Source organism: Pseudomonas sp. CFBP 13711 (assembly GCF_014842265.1).
In the GTDB taxonomy this organism is placed as follows: Bacteria; Pseudomonadota; Gammaproteobacteria; order Pseudomonadales; family Pseudomonadaceae; genus Aquipseudomonas.
Map to the genome: position 1 here is coordinate 59,494 of NZ_JACYVI010000014.1, position 15,092 is coordinate 74,585.

The 15,092-nt window shown below is 63.2% G+C and carries 15 protein-coding genes; 10 read left to right on the forward strand and 5 right to left on the reverse strand.

Features of this window, described 5'->3' with window-relative positions:
* Window positions 1-751: 751 nt before the first annotated feature.
* Both IFT47_RS22455 and fliK read right to left on the reverse strand, forming a co-directional pair.
* Window positions 752-1,072 (reverse strand): EscU/YscU/HrcU family type III secretion system export apparatus switch protein, encoded by a 321-nt coding sequence (locus IFT47_RS22455; protein WP_192174165.1) that lies wholly within the window; start codon window positions 1,070-1,072, stop codon window positions 752-754.
* Window positions 1,072-2,703: a flagellar hook-length control protein FliK gene (fliK, locus tag IFT47_RS22460; RefSeq protein ID WP_192174166.1), complete on the reverse strand. Its 1,632-nt coding sequence runs from the start codon at window positions 2,701-2,703 to the stop codon at window positions 1,072-1,074. The genes IFT47_RS22455 and fliK overlap by 1 nt, the downstream gene beginning before the upstream one ends.
* Window positions 2,704-2,864: 161 nt before the next feature.
* On the opposite strand from fliK, the gene ccmA reads away from it, so the two are divergent.
* The 10 genes from ccmA (at window position 2,865) to IFT47_RS22510 (ending at window position 10,738) form a co-directional block, all read left to right on the forward strand.
* Complete coding sequence (gene ccmA, locus IFT47_RS22465; RefSeq protein WP_192174167.1) at window positions 2,865-3,500, forward strand: cytochrome c biogenesis heme-transporting ATPase CcmA; 636 nt, start codon at window positions 2,865-2,867, stop codon at window positions 3,498-3,500.
* The gene (gene ccmB / locus IFT47_RS22470; RefSeq protein ID WP_192174168.1) at window positions 3,497-4,168 is read left to right on the forward strand and encodes a heme exporter protein CcmB; all 672 of its coding nucleotides are present in this window, start codon (window positions 3,497-3,499) and stop codon (window positions 4,166-4,168) included. Before ccmA ends, ccmB begins: the two co-directional genes overlap by 4 nt.
* A 179-nt stretch (window positions 4,169-4,347) precedes the next feature.
* Window positions 4,348-5,127, forward strand: coding sequence for a heme ABC transporter permease (locus IFT47_RS22475; RefSeq protein WP_192174245.1), 780 nt, complete (start codon window positions 4,348-4,350; stop codon window positions 5,125-5,127).
* A complete protein-coding gene (gene ccmD, locus IFT47_RS22480; RefSeq protein ID WP_122536811.1) occupies window positions 5,124-5,300 on the forward strand; it encodes a heme exporter protein CcmD in 177 nt (58 codons plus the stop codon). Before IFT47_RS22475 ends, ccmD begins: the two co-directional genes overlap by 4 nt.
* Window positions 5,297-5,770, forward strand: a complete 474-nt coding sequence (ccmE, locus tag IFT47_RS22485; RefSeq protein ID WP_192174169.1) for a cytochrome c maturation protein CcmE — start codon at window positions 5,297-5,299, stop codon at window positions 5,768-5,770. The genes ccmD and ccmE overlap by 4 nt, the downstream gene beginning before the upstream one ends.
* Before the next feature lie 3 nt (window positions 5,771-5,773).
* A complete protein-coding gene (locus tag IFT47_RS22490; protein WP_192174170.1) occupies window positions 5,774-7,747 on the forward strand; it encodes a heme lyase CcmF/NrfE family subunit in 1,974 nt (657 codons plus the stop codon).
* Window positions 7,744-8,280, forward strand: coding sequence for a DsbE family thiol:disulfide interchange protein (locus tag IFT47_RS22495; RefSeq protein WP_192174171.1), 537 nt, complete (start codon window positions 7,744-7,746; stop codon window positions 8,278-8,280). The genes IFT47_RS22490 and IFT47_RS22495 overlap by 4 nt, the downstream gene beginning before the upstream one ends.
* 338 nt (window positions 8,281-8,618) lie before the next feature.
* Complete coding sequence (locus tag IFT47_RS22500; protein WP_192174246.1) at window positions 8,619-9,089, forward strand: cytochrome c-type biogenesis protein CcmH; 471 nt, start codon at window positions 8,619-8,621, stop codon at window positions 9,087-9,089.
* Window positions 9,086-10,291: a c-type cytochrome biogenesis protein CcmI gene (gene ccmI, locus IFT47_RS22505; protein ID WP_192174172.1), complete on the forward strand. Its 1,206-nt coding sequence runs from the start codon at window positions 9,086-9,088 to the stop codon at window positions 10,289-10,291. The genes IFT47_RS22500 and ccmI overlap by 4 nt, the downstream gene beginning before the upstream one ends.
* A 30-nt stretch (window positions 10,292-10,321) precedes the next feature.
* Window positions 10,322-10,738 carry a hypothetical protein gene (locus IFT47_RS22510; protein ID WP_192174173.1) on the forward strand — a complete coding sequence of 139 codons (417 nt, stop codon included), beginning with the start codon at window positions 10,322-10,324 and terminating at the stop codon, window positions 10,736-10,738.
* Window positions 10,739-11,602: 864 nt separating this feature from the next.
* On the opposite strand, the gene IFT47_RS22515 is transcribed toward IFT47_RS22510, so the two are convergent.
* From IFT47_RS22515 to IFT47_RS22525, 3 genes are all read right to left on the reverse strand, one after another.
* Window positions 11,603-12,604: a sulfate ABC transporter substrate-binding protein gene (locus IFT47_RS22515; RefSeq protein ID WP_192174174.1), complete on the reverse strand. Its 1,002-nt coding sequence runs from the start codon at window positions 12,602-12,604 to the stop codon at window positions 11,603-11,605.
* 135 nt (window positions 12,605-12,739) lie between these two features.
* Window positions 12,740-13,606 (reverse strand): ion transporter, encoded by an 867-nt coding sequence (locus IFT47_RS22520; protein ID WP_192174175.1) that lies wholly within the window; start codon window positions 13,604-13,606, stop codon window positions 12,740-12,742.
* Window positions 13,607-13,651: 45 nt separating this feature from the next.
* Window positions 13,652-14,566 carry an urea transporter gene (locus tag IFT47_RS22525; RefSeq protein ID WP_192174176.1) on the reverse strand — a complete coding sequence of 305 codons (915 nt, stop codon included), beginning with the start codon at window positions 14,564-14,566 and terminating at the stop codon, window positions 13,652-13,654.
* Window positions 14,567-15,092: the final 526 nt, after the last annotated feature.

Genomic DNA, 15,092 nt, shown 5'->3' on the forward strand with positions numbered 1-15,092 from the left:
CTTCGTGAGCAAGCTCACTCCCACAGGTCCTGCAACAACCGGAAATCCCGAGCTGAATCACCCTCCCGTGGGAGTCGAGCTTGCTCGCGAAGACTTACTTTCAGCCCCAGCGAAAGTGGCTGAATGTACCGGCCTCTTCGTTAGCAAGCTCACTCCCACAGGTCCTGCAACAACCGGAAATCCCGAGCTGAATCACCCTCCCGTGGGAGTCGAGCTTGCTCGCGAAGGCGTACTTTCAGTCCCCGAGAAAGCGGCTGAATGTACCGGCCTCTTCGTGAGCAAGCTCACTCCCACCGGTCCTGCAACAAGCGGAAATCCCGAGCCGAATCACCCTCCCGTGGGAGTCGAGCTTGCTCGCGAAGACTTACTTTCAGCCCCAGAGAAAGTGGCTGAATGTACCGGCCTCTTCGTGAGCAAGCTCACTCCCACAGGTCCTCCTACAACCGAAGATTTCGAGCCGAGCCACCCTCCCGTGGGAGTCGAGCTTACTCGCGAAGGCTTACTTTCAGCCCCCGAGGCAGTGGCTGAATGCCCCGGCCTCTTCGTGAGCAAGCTCACTCCCACAGGTCTTGCAACAACCGGCGATTTTGAGTCAGCCCACCGTCATGTGGGAGCGAGCTTGCTCGCGAATTGGACTTTTCAACCGCTGCATTTTTAGCGGATGTCCCGGCCTCTTCGTGAGCAAGCTCACTCCCACAGGGGCAGTGTTAGCCGAGCGACCGCGTGGCGTCGGCCGCGGGCGGGCCTCCACTCAACGCGGTGTGATATCCCGCTCCACCGGCCCGGCATTCGGGTCGAAGCCCACCGGAAACTTGCCTTTCAGGTGCCAGGCAAACGCGATGATTTCGGCGATGGTCAGGTACAGCTCCTGGGGGATGCTGTCGCCCAATTCCAGGCGGGCGAACATTTTTACCAGTTCGGCGTTTTCGTAGATCGGCACCTTGTACTCCCGGGCGATCGCCAGAATGGCTTCCGCCAGGCTGTCATCGCCCTTGGCCGTCAGCGTCGGGGCCTGGTGGCCGTCGTAGCTCAGGGCAATGGCCTGACGCGGGGTCTGTTCGGGTTTGCTCATCAGGCGTTCTCGTCGATCCAGCGTTGTTCGAGCACGGTCCGTGGCCCTTGGGGCGGCACGCCACGGTTGCACTCCAGTTCCTTGACGTTCAGACCGCACGCCACCAACCGCGCACGCAGATTATCCAGCTCGCTGGAAATCAACTCGGCGCTGCCTTCGCGTTCCGCCCACAACTGGCTGGCGATGCTGCCGGCAATCAGTTGCGCCTGCACTTGCAACGGGCCGAGGGGCTCCAGATCAAACGCCAGCTCCAACCGCCAGAGCTTTTCTCGCTCCTTGGCTTCCTGCACTGGCGTGTCGGAATGCTCGTCGCGCTCAGGCGTTTCCTCGCGCTGAACCTTGACTTGCAACGGCACGATGTCGTGGGCGTTGCGCATAGGAATCTCCAGCTGCCACGTGGTCACCTGGGTGCCGTCGGCATTGGTGCGGGTCTGCTCCAGGCCGCCCAGTTGATGGCTCTGCAGGCGCGAAATCGCCCCTGCCGCCAGCTTCAACAGCATCTCCAGGTCGTCCTTGCTCTCCGGATGGCCGAGGGTGCGCGGTGGTAATGGAAAGTTGATCGTATCGCTCGGCGGCGCCACCAGCCCCAGGGTGCCGAAAGCGCTGCGCAACACGCTGGGCATGGCCCGCGCCAGGGTATTGCCGGCGGCAGCAGCGTCATAACTGACGTTGCCCGGCAGCCCCGGCAGGAGTTGTGTGACCAGCCGCAGCAGATTGGCTTTCATGTCCGGCACCAGCGTCGGGTTCTGCCCGGCGAGCAAGCGTGACTCCATGAACAGCCCGCTGGCATTCAGCGCCTGGGCGACGCCCTTGGCGGTGGTCATCTGCGGAATGTCCGGCAGATCGGCCAGCAGTTGCTCGATGCTGGCCCGCAGCGACGGCGAAAGATCGTCGCCATCGGCAGCCGGCGGCGGCATGTTTTGCAACGCCGTGATCAGGCCCTGCAGCGAGCCCTGACGGCTTTGCTGCGTCGACAGCTGCTGCGCCAGGGCCAGTTCGTCCAGACGATTGGGCAGGGCGACGAAATTCAGCGCCTGACTGTTCTGCACCTGGGCGCTGAGCAGACTGCCGACCCGCAACGGCTGCGGGCTGTCGACGGTCAGGCTGGTGCCGGCCAGGGCTGTGTTAAGGAGTATGACGATGGAACGGTAATTGGCTGGCTGCGCGCTGGCTGAGGATTGCCCGAGGGATTGCCCCGCCAACTGCGCGACATTCTGCGCCGCGACTTGCGTGGTCAGCACTTTGCCTTGCAGCAGCGTGCCAGCGGGCAGTTGCCGCGTGTCGATGCTGGTGAGGCTGTTGGTGACGGCTTTCTGCAGGTCCAGCACGCTGATGGTCAGCGTGTCGGCGGAACCCTGGGCGACGTTGACGCTGGTGCCGGGCGTCAGCGGCAGCGAACTGCTGACGGGGAGGGTGGTTTGCCGGCCGTTGTCCATGGTCAGTTTGAGCAACAGCTGAAAGTCCTGCCCCAGTTGCTTGAGACTCACCACTTCAGCGCTGGCCACCTGACCCGAGGTCAACAGCCCTTCGCGCGGCTCCATCAGCTTGAGCACTTCGCCCGCCGGTACGCCTGCGCGCAGCAAGGCCGTGGCCGCTGCTACTGGAGAAAGATTGGGTATATCGCCTGTCATCAGATCCCGACTCGGTAAATTTGCGCTCTGAGTGGCGGGGCCGGGTATGTATAATCCGGCACCGACTGCGTCGGCGGTCCACCGTTAAGCTGCATCAGTATAACGGCCGTCATGATCCCGACTTGAACCGCCGTGCCGCTGCCACCGAAAAGAAGGTCCCCATGCCGATCCCCGTTCTTGAAGCCGTGGCGCTGACTTGCGAGCGTGACTGGCGCCTGCTGTTCGAGCATCTCGAATTGCGGTTGAGCGCGGGTGATATGGTGCAGATCAGCGGCCCCAACGGCAGCGGCAAGACCAGCCTGCTGCGCCTGTTGTGCGGGCTGATGCAGCCCACCGCCGGCAGCGTGCTGCTGGACGGCAAACCCCTCGCCAGTCAACGCGCTGAACTGACTCGCCACCTGCTGTGGATCGGCCACGCTGCCGGCATCAAAGATTTACTCACCCCCCTGGAAAACCTCGCCTGGCTCTGCGCGCTGCACACGCCCGTGGACGCCGCCGACATCTGGCGCGCCCTCGAAGCGGTCGGCCTGCGCGGCTTTGAAGACGTGCCGTGTCACACCCTGTCGGCCGGCCAGCGCCGCCGCGTCGCACTGGCCCGCCTGTATTTGCCCGGCCCCGGCCTGTGGATGCTCGACGAACCCTTCACCGCGCTGGACAAACAGGGCGTCGCGCAACTCGAAGCGCACCTAACGGCTCACTGTGAAAACGGCGGCGCCGTGGTGCTGACCACGCACCACACGCTGAGCCGCACACCCGCAGGTTATCGCGATCTGGACCTGGGGCAGTGGGCGGCATGAGTCAGGTGTTTACCCTGCTGATCGCCCGGGAAGCGCGCCTGCTGTTTCGGCGCCCGGCCGAGCTGCTTAACCCGCTGGTGTTCTTCGCCATCGTCATCGCGCTGTTTCCCCTGGCCGTCGGCCCTGACACGCAACTGCTGCAGCGCCTGTCGCCAGGGTTGGTGTGGGTGGCCGCGCTGTTGTCCGTGCTGCTGTCGCTGGACGGCCTGTTCCGCAGCGATTTCGAAGACGGCTCCCTCGAACAGTGGGTGCTGTCGTCGCAGCCGCTGGAGCTGCTGGTGCTGGCCAAAGTGCTGGCGCACTGGGCGTTTTCCGGGCTGGCGCTGGTGTTGCTGTCGCCGCTGCTGGCGCTGATGCTGGGCCTGCCCACTGCGTGTTTGCCGGTGTTGCTGCTGTCGCTGCTGCTGGGCACGCCGGTGCTGAGCCTGCTCGGCGCGGTGGGTGCGGCCTTGACCGTAGGGCTCAAGCGCGGCGGTTTGCTGCTGGCGTTGTTGATTCTGCCGCTGTACATCCCGGTGCTGATTCTCGGTAGCGGCGCCCTCCAGGCTGCACTTGAGGGCATGCCCGCGACCGGTTATCTGCTTTGGCTTGGCAGCCTGACGGCACTGGCGGTAACCCTGACGCCCTTTGCAATTGCCGCTGGTTTGAAGATCAGCGTTGGCGAATAATCGCACCCTGACCGAGCGGACAGTTTTTCCGTCGGCAGGTCCCGGACGCTTCAGCCATAAGAAGCGCCTTGCCCTGACAGCGCCTCTGGCTGAGACGCACTGTGATAACAAGCACCGTGATGAAAGCACCGTGATGAAAAGGCAGCGAGATGAACACAAGCGCCAAGGCTAAAGGCGGCATGAGTTGGGCCTGGTTCCACAAACTCGGTTCGCCCAAATGGTTTTACGGCATCAGCGGCCGTCTGCTGCCGTGGCTGAGCATCGCTGCGGCGCTGTTGATCGCCATCGGCGTGGTCTGGGGCCTGGCGTTCGCGCCCCCTGACTACCAGCAAGGCAACAGCTTTCGCATCATTTATATCCACGTGCCAGCGGCGATGCTGGCTCAGTCCTGCTACGTGATGATGGCCGTGTGCGGCGTGGTGGGGCTGGTCTGGAAGATGAAGATGGCCGATGTCGCCCTGCAATGCGCAGCGCCCATCGGTGCGTGGATGACCGCCCTGGCGCTGGTCACCGGCGCGATCTGGGGCAAGCCGACGTGGGGCTCGTGGTGGGTCTGGGATGCGCGGCTGACGTCGATGCTTATTTTGCTGTTTCTGTATTTCGGCCTGATCGCGCTGGGCAACGCCATCACCAACCGCGACAGCGCCGCCAAGGCCTGCGCCGTGCTGGCCATTGTTGGCGTGATCAACATCCCGATTATCAAGTATTCGGTGGAATGGTGGAGCACCCTGCACCAGGGCGCGACCTTCAGCCTGACGGAAAAGCCGGCCATGCCCGCTGAAATGTGGCTGCCGCTGCTGTTCACCGTGCTCGGGTTTTACTGCTTCTTCGGCGCGGTGCTGCTCATGCGTATGCGCCTGGAAGTGCTCAAGCGCGAGGCCAGGGCCGGTTGGGTCAAGGAGGTATTGATGAAGCACCTTGGCCACCCAGCGCCTCCGAGCAACGGAGCCGAACGATGAGCTTCGAGTCTTTCAGCGATTTTCTCGCCATGGGCAAGCACGGGCTTTACGTCTGGTCGGCCTATGGCATCTGTTTCACCGTGCTGGCGATCAACGTCCTGGCACCGGTTGTCGCGCGTCGGCGTTACCTGCAACAAGAGGCGCGTCGTCTGCGCCGGGAGAGCATCACGTGAATCCGCTGCGAAAAAAGCGCCTGTTGATCATCGTGGCGATCCTCGCCGGGGTCGGCATCGCGGTCAGCCTTGCACTCAGCGCGCTGAAGGAAAACATCAACCTGTTCTACACCCCGACCCAGATCGCCGACGGCGAAGCGCCCCGTGACACACGGATTCGCGCCGGTGGCATGGTCGTCCAGGGTTCGCTGCAGCGCTCGTCGGATTCGCTGGATGTCACCTTTGCCGTCACCGATTTCAACAAGTCGGTGCCCATCACCTATCGCGGCATCCTGCCGGACCTGTTCCGTGAAGGGCAGGGCATCGTCGCCCTCGGCAAACTCAATGCTGACGGTGTGGTCGTTGCCGATGAAGTGCTGGCCAAACACGACGAAAAATACATGCCGCCCGAAGTCGCGAAAGCGCTGAAAGACAGCGGCCAGCCCGCGCCCGCCGCCACGCCCGCCGCTCTCCCGGACAAACAGGGGTAAACGATGATTCCCGAACTCGGCCATCTGGCCATGATTTTGGCCCTGTGCTTCGCCCTCGTGCAGGCCATCGTGCCGCTGCTGGGCGCCTGGCGCGGCGACCGTCTGTGGATGAGCCTCGCCCAGCCCGCCGCGTGGGGGCAGTTTGCCTTTCTGGTGTTTGCCTTCGGCTGCCTGACCCATTCGTTCATGGTCGACGACTTTTCCGTGGCCTATGTCGCCGAAAACTCCAACAGCGCGTTGCCCTGGTACTACAAATTCAGCGCCGTCTGGGGCGCACACGAAGGGTCGTTGCTGCTCTGGGCGCTGATCCTCGGCGGCTGGACCTTCGCTGTGTCGATCTTTTCCCGACAGTTGCCCCAGGTCATGCTCGCCCGCGTGTTGGCGGTGATGGGGATGATCAGCGTCGGCTTTCTGTTGTTTCTGATCCTCACCTCCAACCCGTTCAGCCGCATCCTGCCGCAGATTCCCCAGGACGGGCGCGACCTCAACCCGCTGCTGCAGGACATCGGCCTGATCGTCCACCCGCCGATGCTCTACATGGGTTACGTCGGTTTTTCCGTGGCATTCGCCTTTGCCATCGCCGCCTTGCTCGGCGGTCGCCTTGATGCGGCGTGGGCGCGCTGGTCGCGGCCGTGGACCATCGTCGCCTGGGCCTTCCTCGGCATCGGCATCACCCTCGGCTCGTGGTGGGCCTATTACGAGCTCGGCTGGGGCGGCTGGTGGTTCTGGGACCCGGTGGAAAACGCCTCGTTCATGCCGTGGCTGGTGGGCACTGCGCTGATTCACTCGCTGGCGGTCACCGAAAAGCGCGGCGTGTTCAAGAGCTGGACCGTGCTGCTGGCCATCGCGGCGTTTTCACTGAGCCTGCTCGGCACCTTCCTCGTGCGCTCGGGCGTGCTGACGTCCGTGCACGCTTTTGCCTCCGACCCGGCCCGTGGCGTCTTCATCCTGATCTTCCTGTTGATGGTGGTCGGCGGCTCACTGACCCTGTTCGCCATCCGCGCGCCGGTGGTGAAAAGCCACGTCGGCTTCGGCCTGTGGTCGCGGGAAACCTTGCTGCTGGGCAATAACCTGGTGCTGGTGGTGGCGGCGTCGATGATTCTGCTCGGCACGCTGTACCCGCTGGTGCTGGATGCGTTGAGCGGGGCGAAGATGTCGGTCGGCCCTCCGTATTTCAATGCGTTGTTCGTGCCGCTGATGGGCTTGCTCATGGCAGTCATGGCCGTGGGCGTGCTGGTGCGCTGGAAGGACACGCCGGTCAAGTGGCTGTTGAGCATGCTCGCGCCGGTATTGGTCGGCAGCGCGGTGCTGGCAGTGATCGCCGGTTTTGCCATGGCCGACTTCCACTGGGCGGTGCTTGCCACCTGCCTGCTCGCGGCCTGGGTGTTGCTGGCCGGGGTGCGCGACCTGTTCGACAAGACGCGGCACAAAGGCCTGCTCAAAGGCATGCGCTCACTGACCCGCAGTTACTGGGGCATGCAAGTGGCGCACCTCGGCATCGCGGTGCTGGCCCTGGGCGTGGTGTTGTCCAGCCAGAACAGTGCCGAACGTGACCTGCGCATGGCACCCGGCGAGTCGGTGGAGCTGGGTGGCTATATGTTCGTGTTCGAGGGCGCCCAGCATTACCAGGGCCCGAATTTCACCTCCGACCGCGGAACCCTTCGCGTGCTGAAAGACGGCCAGGAAATCACTGTGCTGCACCCGGAAAAGCGCCTGTACACCGTGCAGCGTTCGATGATGACCGAGGCCGGCATCGACGCCGGTTTCACTCGCGATCTGTACGTGGCGCTGGGCGAACCGCTGGAAAACGGCGCGTGGGCGGTGCGTGTCCACGTCAAGCCGTTCGTGCGCTGGATCTGGTTTGGCGGGCTGATTACCGCACTGGGCGGGTTGCTGGCGGCGCTGGACAAACGTTATCGCGTCAAAGTCCGCGCGAGAGTGCGTGACGCACTGGGCATGACGGGAGCGGCGGTATGAAGCGCTGGATGTTGCTGCTGCCGCTGGTGTTGTTTCTCGGCATGGCGGGGTTGCTGTACCGCGGCTTGTACCTGGATCCGTCGGAATTGCCGTCGGCGCTGATCGGCAAGCCATTCCCTGAATTCAGCTTGCCTGCGGTGCAGGACGGCAAGCCGCTGAGCCGCGCCGACCTGCTGGGCAAACCGGCGCTGGTCAATGTCTGGGGCACCTGGTGCGTGGCCTGCCGCGACGAGCATCCGGTGCTGACCAAACTCGCGCAGCAGGGCGTGGTGATTTATGGGGTCAATTACAAGGATGTGAATGCCGATGCGCAGAAGTGGCTCAAGGATTTTCACGATCCGTATCAGCTGAACATCAATGATGAAGCCGGCAGCCTGGGTTTGAACCTGGGTGTGTATGGCGCGCCGGAGACTTTTTTGATCGATGCCAAGGGCGTCATTCGCTACAAGCATGTGGGCGTGATTGACGAGACCGTGTGGCGTGAAAAGCTGGCGGGCCAGTATCAGGCGCTGGTGGATGAGGGCAAGCAATGACCTTGCTTGATGACAAGGCTGTTATGCCAGACTCCATTTCCCCCGACGATGACGTCCATGTGGGAGCCGAGCTTGCTCGCGAATGCGTAGGTTCAGGCGCAGGAGATGTAGCGGCTTTAAGGGCCTCTTCGCGAGCAAGCTCGCTCCCACAGGGTTTGCGCGGTGTGCCTGCTGACGGCGATGGAGCTTTTGTGGGAGCGACCGGGGTGGCGATCCACCTTGCTCGCGAAGGCGTAAGTTCAGCCCATGGAGATGTGTCGAATGTTAGGACCTCTTCGCGAGCAAGCTCGCTCCCACAGGGGATTGGGGGTGTGTCTGCTGGCTTGCTGCTGAAGGGAGTGCGGCGGCTGGCGGCTGCTGCGGTATTGGCATTGGGCTTTGCAGGTGTGGCCCAGGCAGCGATTGATGCCTACACCTTCAAGGACGACGCCGAGCGTGCGCGCTATTCCGAGCTGACCCGCGAGCTGCGCTGCCCGAAATGCCAGAATCAGGACATCGCCGATTCCAATGCGCCCATCGCCGCCGACCTGCGCAAAGAGATCTACCGCATGCTCGGCGAAGGCCAGAGCAATCAGCAGATCATCGATTTCATGGTCGATCGCTACGGCGAGTTCGTGCGTTACAAGCCCGAGCTCAATGCCCACACCTGGCTGCTCTGGTTCGGTCCGGCCGGGCTGCTGTTGGGTGGCGCGGTGTTGATTGGCGTGATCGTCGTGCGCCGTCGTCGCTCAATCCGCGAAGACGCCGATGTGCTTTCCGACGAGGAGCGTCAGCGCCTCGCCCACTTGCTGGATAAAAACCGCGAATGATCGATTTCTGGATGGCCGCCGGCCTGTTGTTGCTGGTGGCCCTGAGTTTCCTGCTGATCCCCGTGGTGCGCGGCCGTCGCGCACAGACGGAGGAGGATCGCACCGCCCTCAACGTCGCCTTGTACCAGGAACGCATCGCCGAGCTGCAAGCGCAGCAGGAGGAGGGCGTGCTCTCGGCGGCGCAACTGGACGGTGGTCGTGCCGAGGCTGCGCGTGAATTGCTCGCTGACACCGAAGGCGTGGGTGCCGAACGCGTGTCGCGCCTGGGCAAGCCGCTGCCGCTGCTGGCGGCGATTCTGGTCCCGGTCTTGGCGTTGGGGCTGTATCTGCATTTCGGCGCGTCGGACAAGGTCGAGCTGACCCGGGAGTTCTCACAGCCACCGGGTTCGCTGGCGCAGATGACCGAGCGTCTGGAGCGTGCGGTCAAGGCACAACCGGATTCCGCCGAGAGCGCGTACTTTCTGGCGCGCACCTACATGGCCCAGGATCGCCCGGCCGATGCCGCCCGGATGTTCGAGCGCGCGGCCAAGCTGGCGGGGCGTCAGCCGCAGCTGCTGGGTCAGTGGGCCCAGGCGCTGTATTTCGCTGGCAACAAAACCTGGACGCCGCAGATTCAAGGGATCGCCGAAGAAGCGTTGAAGCTCGACCCCAGGGAAGTCACCAGCCTGGGCCTGATGGGCATCAACGCCTTCGAGAGCCAGCAGTTCGATCAGGCGGTGAGTTACTGGACGCGCTTGCTGGCGGTTTTGCCGCCGGACGATCCGTCCCGTGGGGCGCTGGAAGGCGGGATCAAACGGGCCAGCGACAAGGTCGTGCAAAGCGGGGGCACGCTGGAAAACACCCAGCCGGTGGCGGTTCAGGGCGCACGTCTGAAGGTGCGCGTCACGCTGTCGGAAGCGTTGAAAGCCAAGGTTCAGCCGGGCGACACGGTGTTTGTGTTTGCCCGTGCGGTGTCAGGCCCGCCGGCGCCGCTGGCGGTCAAGCGCGTGACCGTGGCCGACTTGCCGGTGGAGGTCGAGCTGACGGACGCCGACGCGATGATGCCGCAGCTGAAACTGTCGAACTTCGCCGAAGTCCAACTGGTGGCCCGGGTGTCCCGCGCCGGTCAGCCCACGGCGGGGGAATGGATCGGTCGCAGCCAGCCGTTGCCGAGCAACGTGACGGCGCTGCAGGCCCTGACCATCGACAGCCCCGATCAGTAACCCCGTTCACGCAGCGAGTAGAGAGCCCTTATGTATCGCGTCGCCCGTTTTGCCTTGTTGAGTCTGGTGGTGGGATTGACCGCAGCCTGTGCGGTGCAGCATCCGGGGCCACAGAGTTCCGAGCCGATTCCGACCATCCCCGGCCCGTCGCCGACGCCGCAGCCCGGCACCCCGCGCACGGCGCCAGAGACGCCGCCGTCTACGCCGATCCCGGCGCCGGGCCCGAAAACTTCTTCGCACTTCGCCCCGCCGCCCGGTGGCAACAGTCACTGGGATGCGCGCCTGGGTGTGCATGTGCTGGATAACGTGCCGAATACGTTCTATCGCCAGCGCACCTATTACCGCTGGAACAACGGCTGGACCTGGTCGACTTCGCCCAACGGGCCTTGGCAGGAGACCGATGCCAGCGGCGTGCCGCCGGGGTTGAGCAAGCAGTTCGGGAATTAAGGCCTGGTTCGGCGAGATCAAGATCAAGAGCGTCTGCCTAAGGGCAGACATTTCGCCTTCGGCGAGTTACTTGGAAAAGCACCCCAAGTAACCAAGGGTGCTTGCTCCTGGTTTGGCCCTTCGTTCCTCAGGGTTCCTTCACTCCGGTCCCGCTCCGTGGGCCCGCGCCGAACGGGCATCCATGCCCTGACGGCGCTCTCGCCGCATCCATGCGGCTCGGCCCACTGCGCGCGACCTCCGTTCAGCCTGCACCCAAGTCGCGATTTGTGGTGTTTGGGCTTTTTGCGTATGAAGATCAAAAGCAGATCAAGAGCTTCCTGGCTGAAGCCGGTCCTACAGTCGCGGTCGCCGCCACTTTTTCTGATTGTTCCCACGCTCCGCGTGGTAACGCCGCCTCGGACGCTCTGCGTCCCGCAGACGACGCGCCTTGAGTCCGGGGGAGTGACGCGGAGCGTCACGGGATGCATTCCCACGCGGAGCGGGGGAACGATCAACAGTCGTAGTGACCGCGCACACTTGTAGGACCGGCTTCAGCCGGGAAGCTGTTGATCTTGATCTTCAAACACATAACGCCCAGACGACACCCATCGCGACTTGGGTGCAGGCTGAACGCAGGTTTTGCGCAGTGGGCCGAGCCGCATGGATGCGGCGAGAGCGCCGTCAGGACATGGATGTCCGTTCGGCGCGGGCCCACGGAGCAAGACCGGAGTGAAGGAACCCTGACGAAGGAAGGGCCCAACCGAGAGCAGGCACCCTTGGTTACTTGGGGTGCTTTTCCAAGTAACTCGCCGAAGGCGAAACCCGAGGCCGTTAGGCCGACGCCCTTGATCTTTCTAAGCCACGCCGTAGGTCTAAAACCGCGTTTTATTTGGCCGGGTAGATCTGATCAAACACCCCACCGTCATTGAAGTGGGTCTTTTGCACGGTGCGCCAGTCGCCGAAGGTTTTTTCCACTGACAGGAAGTCCACTTTCGGGAAGCGGTCGGTGTATTTGGCCAGCACTGCGGGGTCCCGTGGACGCAGGTAGTTGGCGGCCGCGATTTCCTGGCCTTCCGGCGACCACAGGTATTTCAGGTATTCCTCGGCCACGGCGCGGGTGCCTTTCTTGTCGACCACTTTGTCCACGACGCTGACGGGCGGTTCGGCTTCGGCGGAGACGCTCGGGTAGACCACTTCGAACTGATCACGACCAAACTCGCGGGCGATCATTTCCGCCTCGTTTTCGAAAGTCACCAGCACGTCGCCGATGTGGTTGGTCATGAACGTGGTGGTCGCGCCACGGCCGCCGGTGTCGAGCACCGGCACGTGGCTGAACAGCTCGCCGACGAACTTCTTCGCCGCTGCTTCATCGCCGCCGTTTTTCAGCGTGTAGCCCCAGGCCGAGAGGTAGGTGTAGCGGCCATTGCCCGAGGTTTTCGGGTTGGGCACCACGACTTCAACGCCATCCTTGACCAGGTCCGGCCAGTCCTTCAGCGCCTTCGGGTTGCCCTTGCGCACGATGAACACCGTGGCCGAGGTGAACGGCGCGCTGTTGTTCGGCAGGCGGGTGACCCAGTCCTTCGGCACCAGCTCGCCGTTGTCGGCCAGCGCATTGATGTCAGTGGCCATGTTCATGGTGATGACATCGGCAGGCAAGCCATCGATCACCGACCGCGCCTGCTTGCTCGACCCGCCGAAGGACATCTGAATCGCCGCCGTTTCCTTGTGCTCGGCTTCCCAGTGCTTCCGGAACGCGGCGTTGTAGTCCTTGTAGAAGTCGCGCATCACGTCATACGACACGTTCAGCAGCGACGGCGCGGCGGCCTGTGCAGCGCTGCCCAGAGCCAGTCCTGCGGCGAGCAGGGAAGCGGCGAGGATCTTTTTCACTGTGGATTCCTTGTGGCGTTGAGCAGGGGGGCGTTTAGTGATTCGCTCTTGGAAGAGCCGTTGTTATAACCAGGCAAGATGGCCAATGGCTGGCGACTATAACCAAAGTCCCCAGCGGCTCAATAGATCAAAAACTCATGTGCTTATGTCCCGTTGCGCATCCGCGGGTGCGGCCATCGCGCCGAGCTTGGGAAACAGCGCATTGCCGCAGCGCGAACAGAACGCCGCGTTGGGTTCATGGGCGTTCTTGGCGCACACCGGGCAGTCGTGCTGCAGCTGATCGCCGCGCATGGCGTTGGCCAGTTCGGCGGTGAATATCCCGGTGGGCACGGCGATGATCGAGTAACCGGTGATCATCACCAGCGACGACAGGATTTGCCCGATCGGCGTCTTCGGCACAATGTCGCCAAAGCCCACCGTGGTCAGGGTGACGATTGCCCAATAGATGCCCTTGGGAATGCTGGTGAAGCCGTGCTCCGGCCCTTCGACGACGTACATCAGCGTGCCGAACACCGTCACCAGCGTCGACACGGTGGCGAGAAACACAATGATCTTCTGCTTGCTGCCACGCAGGGCGGCGAGCAGGTAGTTGGCCTGTTTCAGATAAGGGCTGAGCTTGAGCACGCGGAAGATCCGCAGCATGCGCACCACGCGCACGATCAGCAGGTACTGCGCGTCGCTGTAATAGATCGCCAGGATGCCCGGCACGATCGCCAGCAAATCGATCAGGCCGTAGAAGCTGAAGGCGTACTTGAGGGGCTTGGGCGAGCAGTACAGGCGCAGCAGGTACTCGACCGCGAAGATGAAGGTGAAGGTCCACTCGATCCAGGCCAGGGGGGCGGCGTAGTTGCGGTGAACGGCCTCGATGCTGTCGATGATCGCCACGAGCAGGCTGCAGAGAATGAGCACCAGCAGGATCTTGTCGAAGCGTCGGCCGGGTTTGGTGTCACTTTGAAAAATGATGATGCGTAGCTGTTCGCGCCAGCTGATGTTGCTGTCCATGGAGTCGTTCCGCGTGCAAGGTCGGCAGAGCGTGGGACAAAGCGCTCAGGAGCGCAACCTGTCATCACCGATAGCCTGACGCAGCAGCCGGGCGCTGGCCTGCACCAGCCAGCAGGCCAGAATGAACGGGGCGGTGAGCGTCGCCAGCCCCATGGCTGCAAACCCCGGCTGCAACAGAATCGACAGCGCAATGGCGCTCGCCGGTAACCAGGGTTTGTGCCGCGCCTGACTGAAGGCCAGCCCGGCCAGCGCCGGGTTGTAGCCGCACAGAGCGGGCAGTGGCAAGTCAGGCTGCGACTGCCACAGCACGAAGGTGACGCCGCTGAGGCAACCGACAAAGGCCCAGAGCGCGGCGCGCCGATTGGCGATCAGCAGCCCGACACCGATCATCACCCCGGCCAGCGGATGATCGAGCAGAAAGACCTGCCCGAAACCCAGGGGCAGCGCGTGGATCGGGTTCAGGTCTGCGATAGCCGCTTGCATCGGTTCGACAAACATCAACAACAGCCAGCCAAACAGCACGAAGGGCGCGGTGTAGGCGTTCAGGCAGGACGCCCGCGGCGTTCGCTCCAGCCAGGCGTGCATGAGCATCGCGCTCAGCCCGCCGCAGGCAATGGTCAGCAGCGGCACCAGTGGCGACCATTCGACCTGAGAGCCGATCAACAGCCCGAGCAAAATGCCGTTGTAGCTATAAAGCCCGTCCTGGCGCCTGCTTTTCGGGTAGCCGCGCCGTTGCGCCGTGAGCAAACCCGCGACGGCCCCCAGCAGCGCGTCGCCCAGGGAGGAGGGCGCGCTGATCAGAATCGCCAACAGACAGAAAACCCCGCACAGAGGGCTGCGTTGCAGCAGCACCTGACTGAAACCGTTGAGCAGGGCTTCGGCCCAGTCAGGGCAATGGTGGGGAGATGGGCGAGGAGGGCCGGCATGTCTGTATTCAATAATTGTATTTATTGTATACATAATGGCTTGAGGTACATAGTTCAGCAAGGCTGTAAGCGAGCTACATTCTCTCATCGCCACTCCAGCTGACACACCGTATATTTCTGTAGGACCGGCTTCAGCCGGGAAAGCCTCAGGCGTCACACCGCAAAATTGAGGGTGCCCAGGCCGGCCCCTTCCCGGCTAAAGCCAGTCCTACGGAAACACCGCGTACCCCTGTGGGACCGGCTTTAGCCGGGAAAGCGCCAGGCGTCACACCGCAAAATTGATGGCGTCAAAACGGGCCTCTTCCCGGCTAAAGCCAGTCCTACGGAAACACCGCGTACCCCTGTGGGACCGGCTTCAGCCGGGAAAGCCTCAGGCGTCACACCGCAAAATTGAGGGTGCCCAGGCTGGCCTCTTCCCGGCTGAAGCCGGTCCCACTAACACACCGCGTACCCCTGTGGGACCGGCTTTAGCCGGGAAAGCGTCAGGCGTCACACCGCAAAATTGAGGGTGCCCAGGCGGGCCCCTTCCCGGCTAAAGCCAGTCCTACGGAAACACCGCG

Coding starts and splice junctions, on each gene's coding strand:
- ccmI (WP_192174172.1), top strand. CDS start 9,086: ATGATCGATTTCTGGATGGCCGCCGGCCTGTTGTTGCTGGTGGCCCTG.
- ccmD (WP_122536811.1), top strand. CDS start 5,124: ATGAGCTTCGAGTCTTTCAGCGATTTTCTCGCCATGGGCAAGCACGGG.
- ccmB (WP_192174168.1), top strand. CDS start 3,497: ATGAGTCAGGTGTTTACCCTGCTGATCGCCCGGGAAGCGCGCCTGCTG.
- ccmA (WP_192174167.1), top strand. CDS start 2,865: ATGCCGATCCCCGTTCTTGAAGCCGTGGCGCTGACTTGCGAGCGTGAC.
- IFT47_RS22490 (WP_192174170.1), top strand. CDS start 5,774: ATGATTCCCGAACTCGGCCATCTGGCCATGATTTTGGCCCTGTGCTTC.
- IFT47_RS22510 (WP_192174173.1), top strand. CDS start 10,322: ATGTATCGCGTCGCCCGTTTTGCCTTGTTGAGTCTGGTGGTGGGATTG.
- IFT47_RS22495 (WP_192174171.1), top strand. CDS start 7,744: ATGAAGCGCTGGATGTTGCTGCTGCCGCTGGTGTTGTTTCTCGGCATG.
- IFT47_RS22525 (WP_192174176.1), bottom strand. CDS start 14,566: ATGTATACAATAAATACAATTATTGAATACAGACATGCCGGCCCTCCT.
- fliK (WP_192174166.1), bottom strand. CDS start 2,703: ATGACAGGCGATATACCCAATCTTTCTCCAGTAGCAGCGGCCACGGCC.
- IFT47_RS22455 (WP_192174165.1), bottom strand. CDS start 1,072: ATGAGCAAACCCGAACAGACCCCGCGTCAGGCCATTGCCCTGAGCTAC.
- IFT47_RS22520 (WP_192174175.1), bottom strand. CDS start 13,606: ATGGACAGCAACATCAGCTGGCGCGAACAGCTACGCATCATCATTTTT.
- IFT47_RS22475 (WP_192174245.1), top strand. CDS start 4,348: ATGAGTTGGGCCTGGTTCCACAAACTCGGTTCGCCCAAATGGTTTTAC.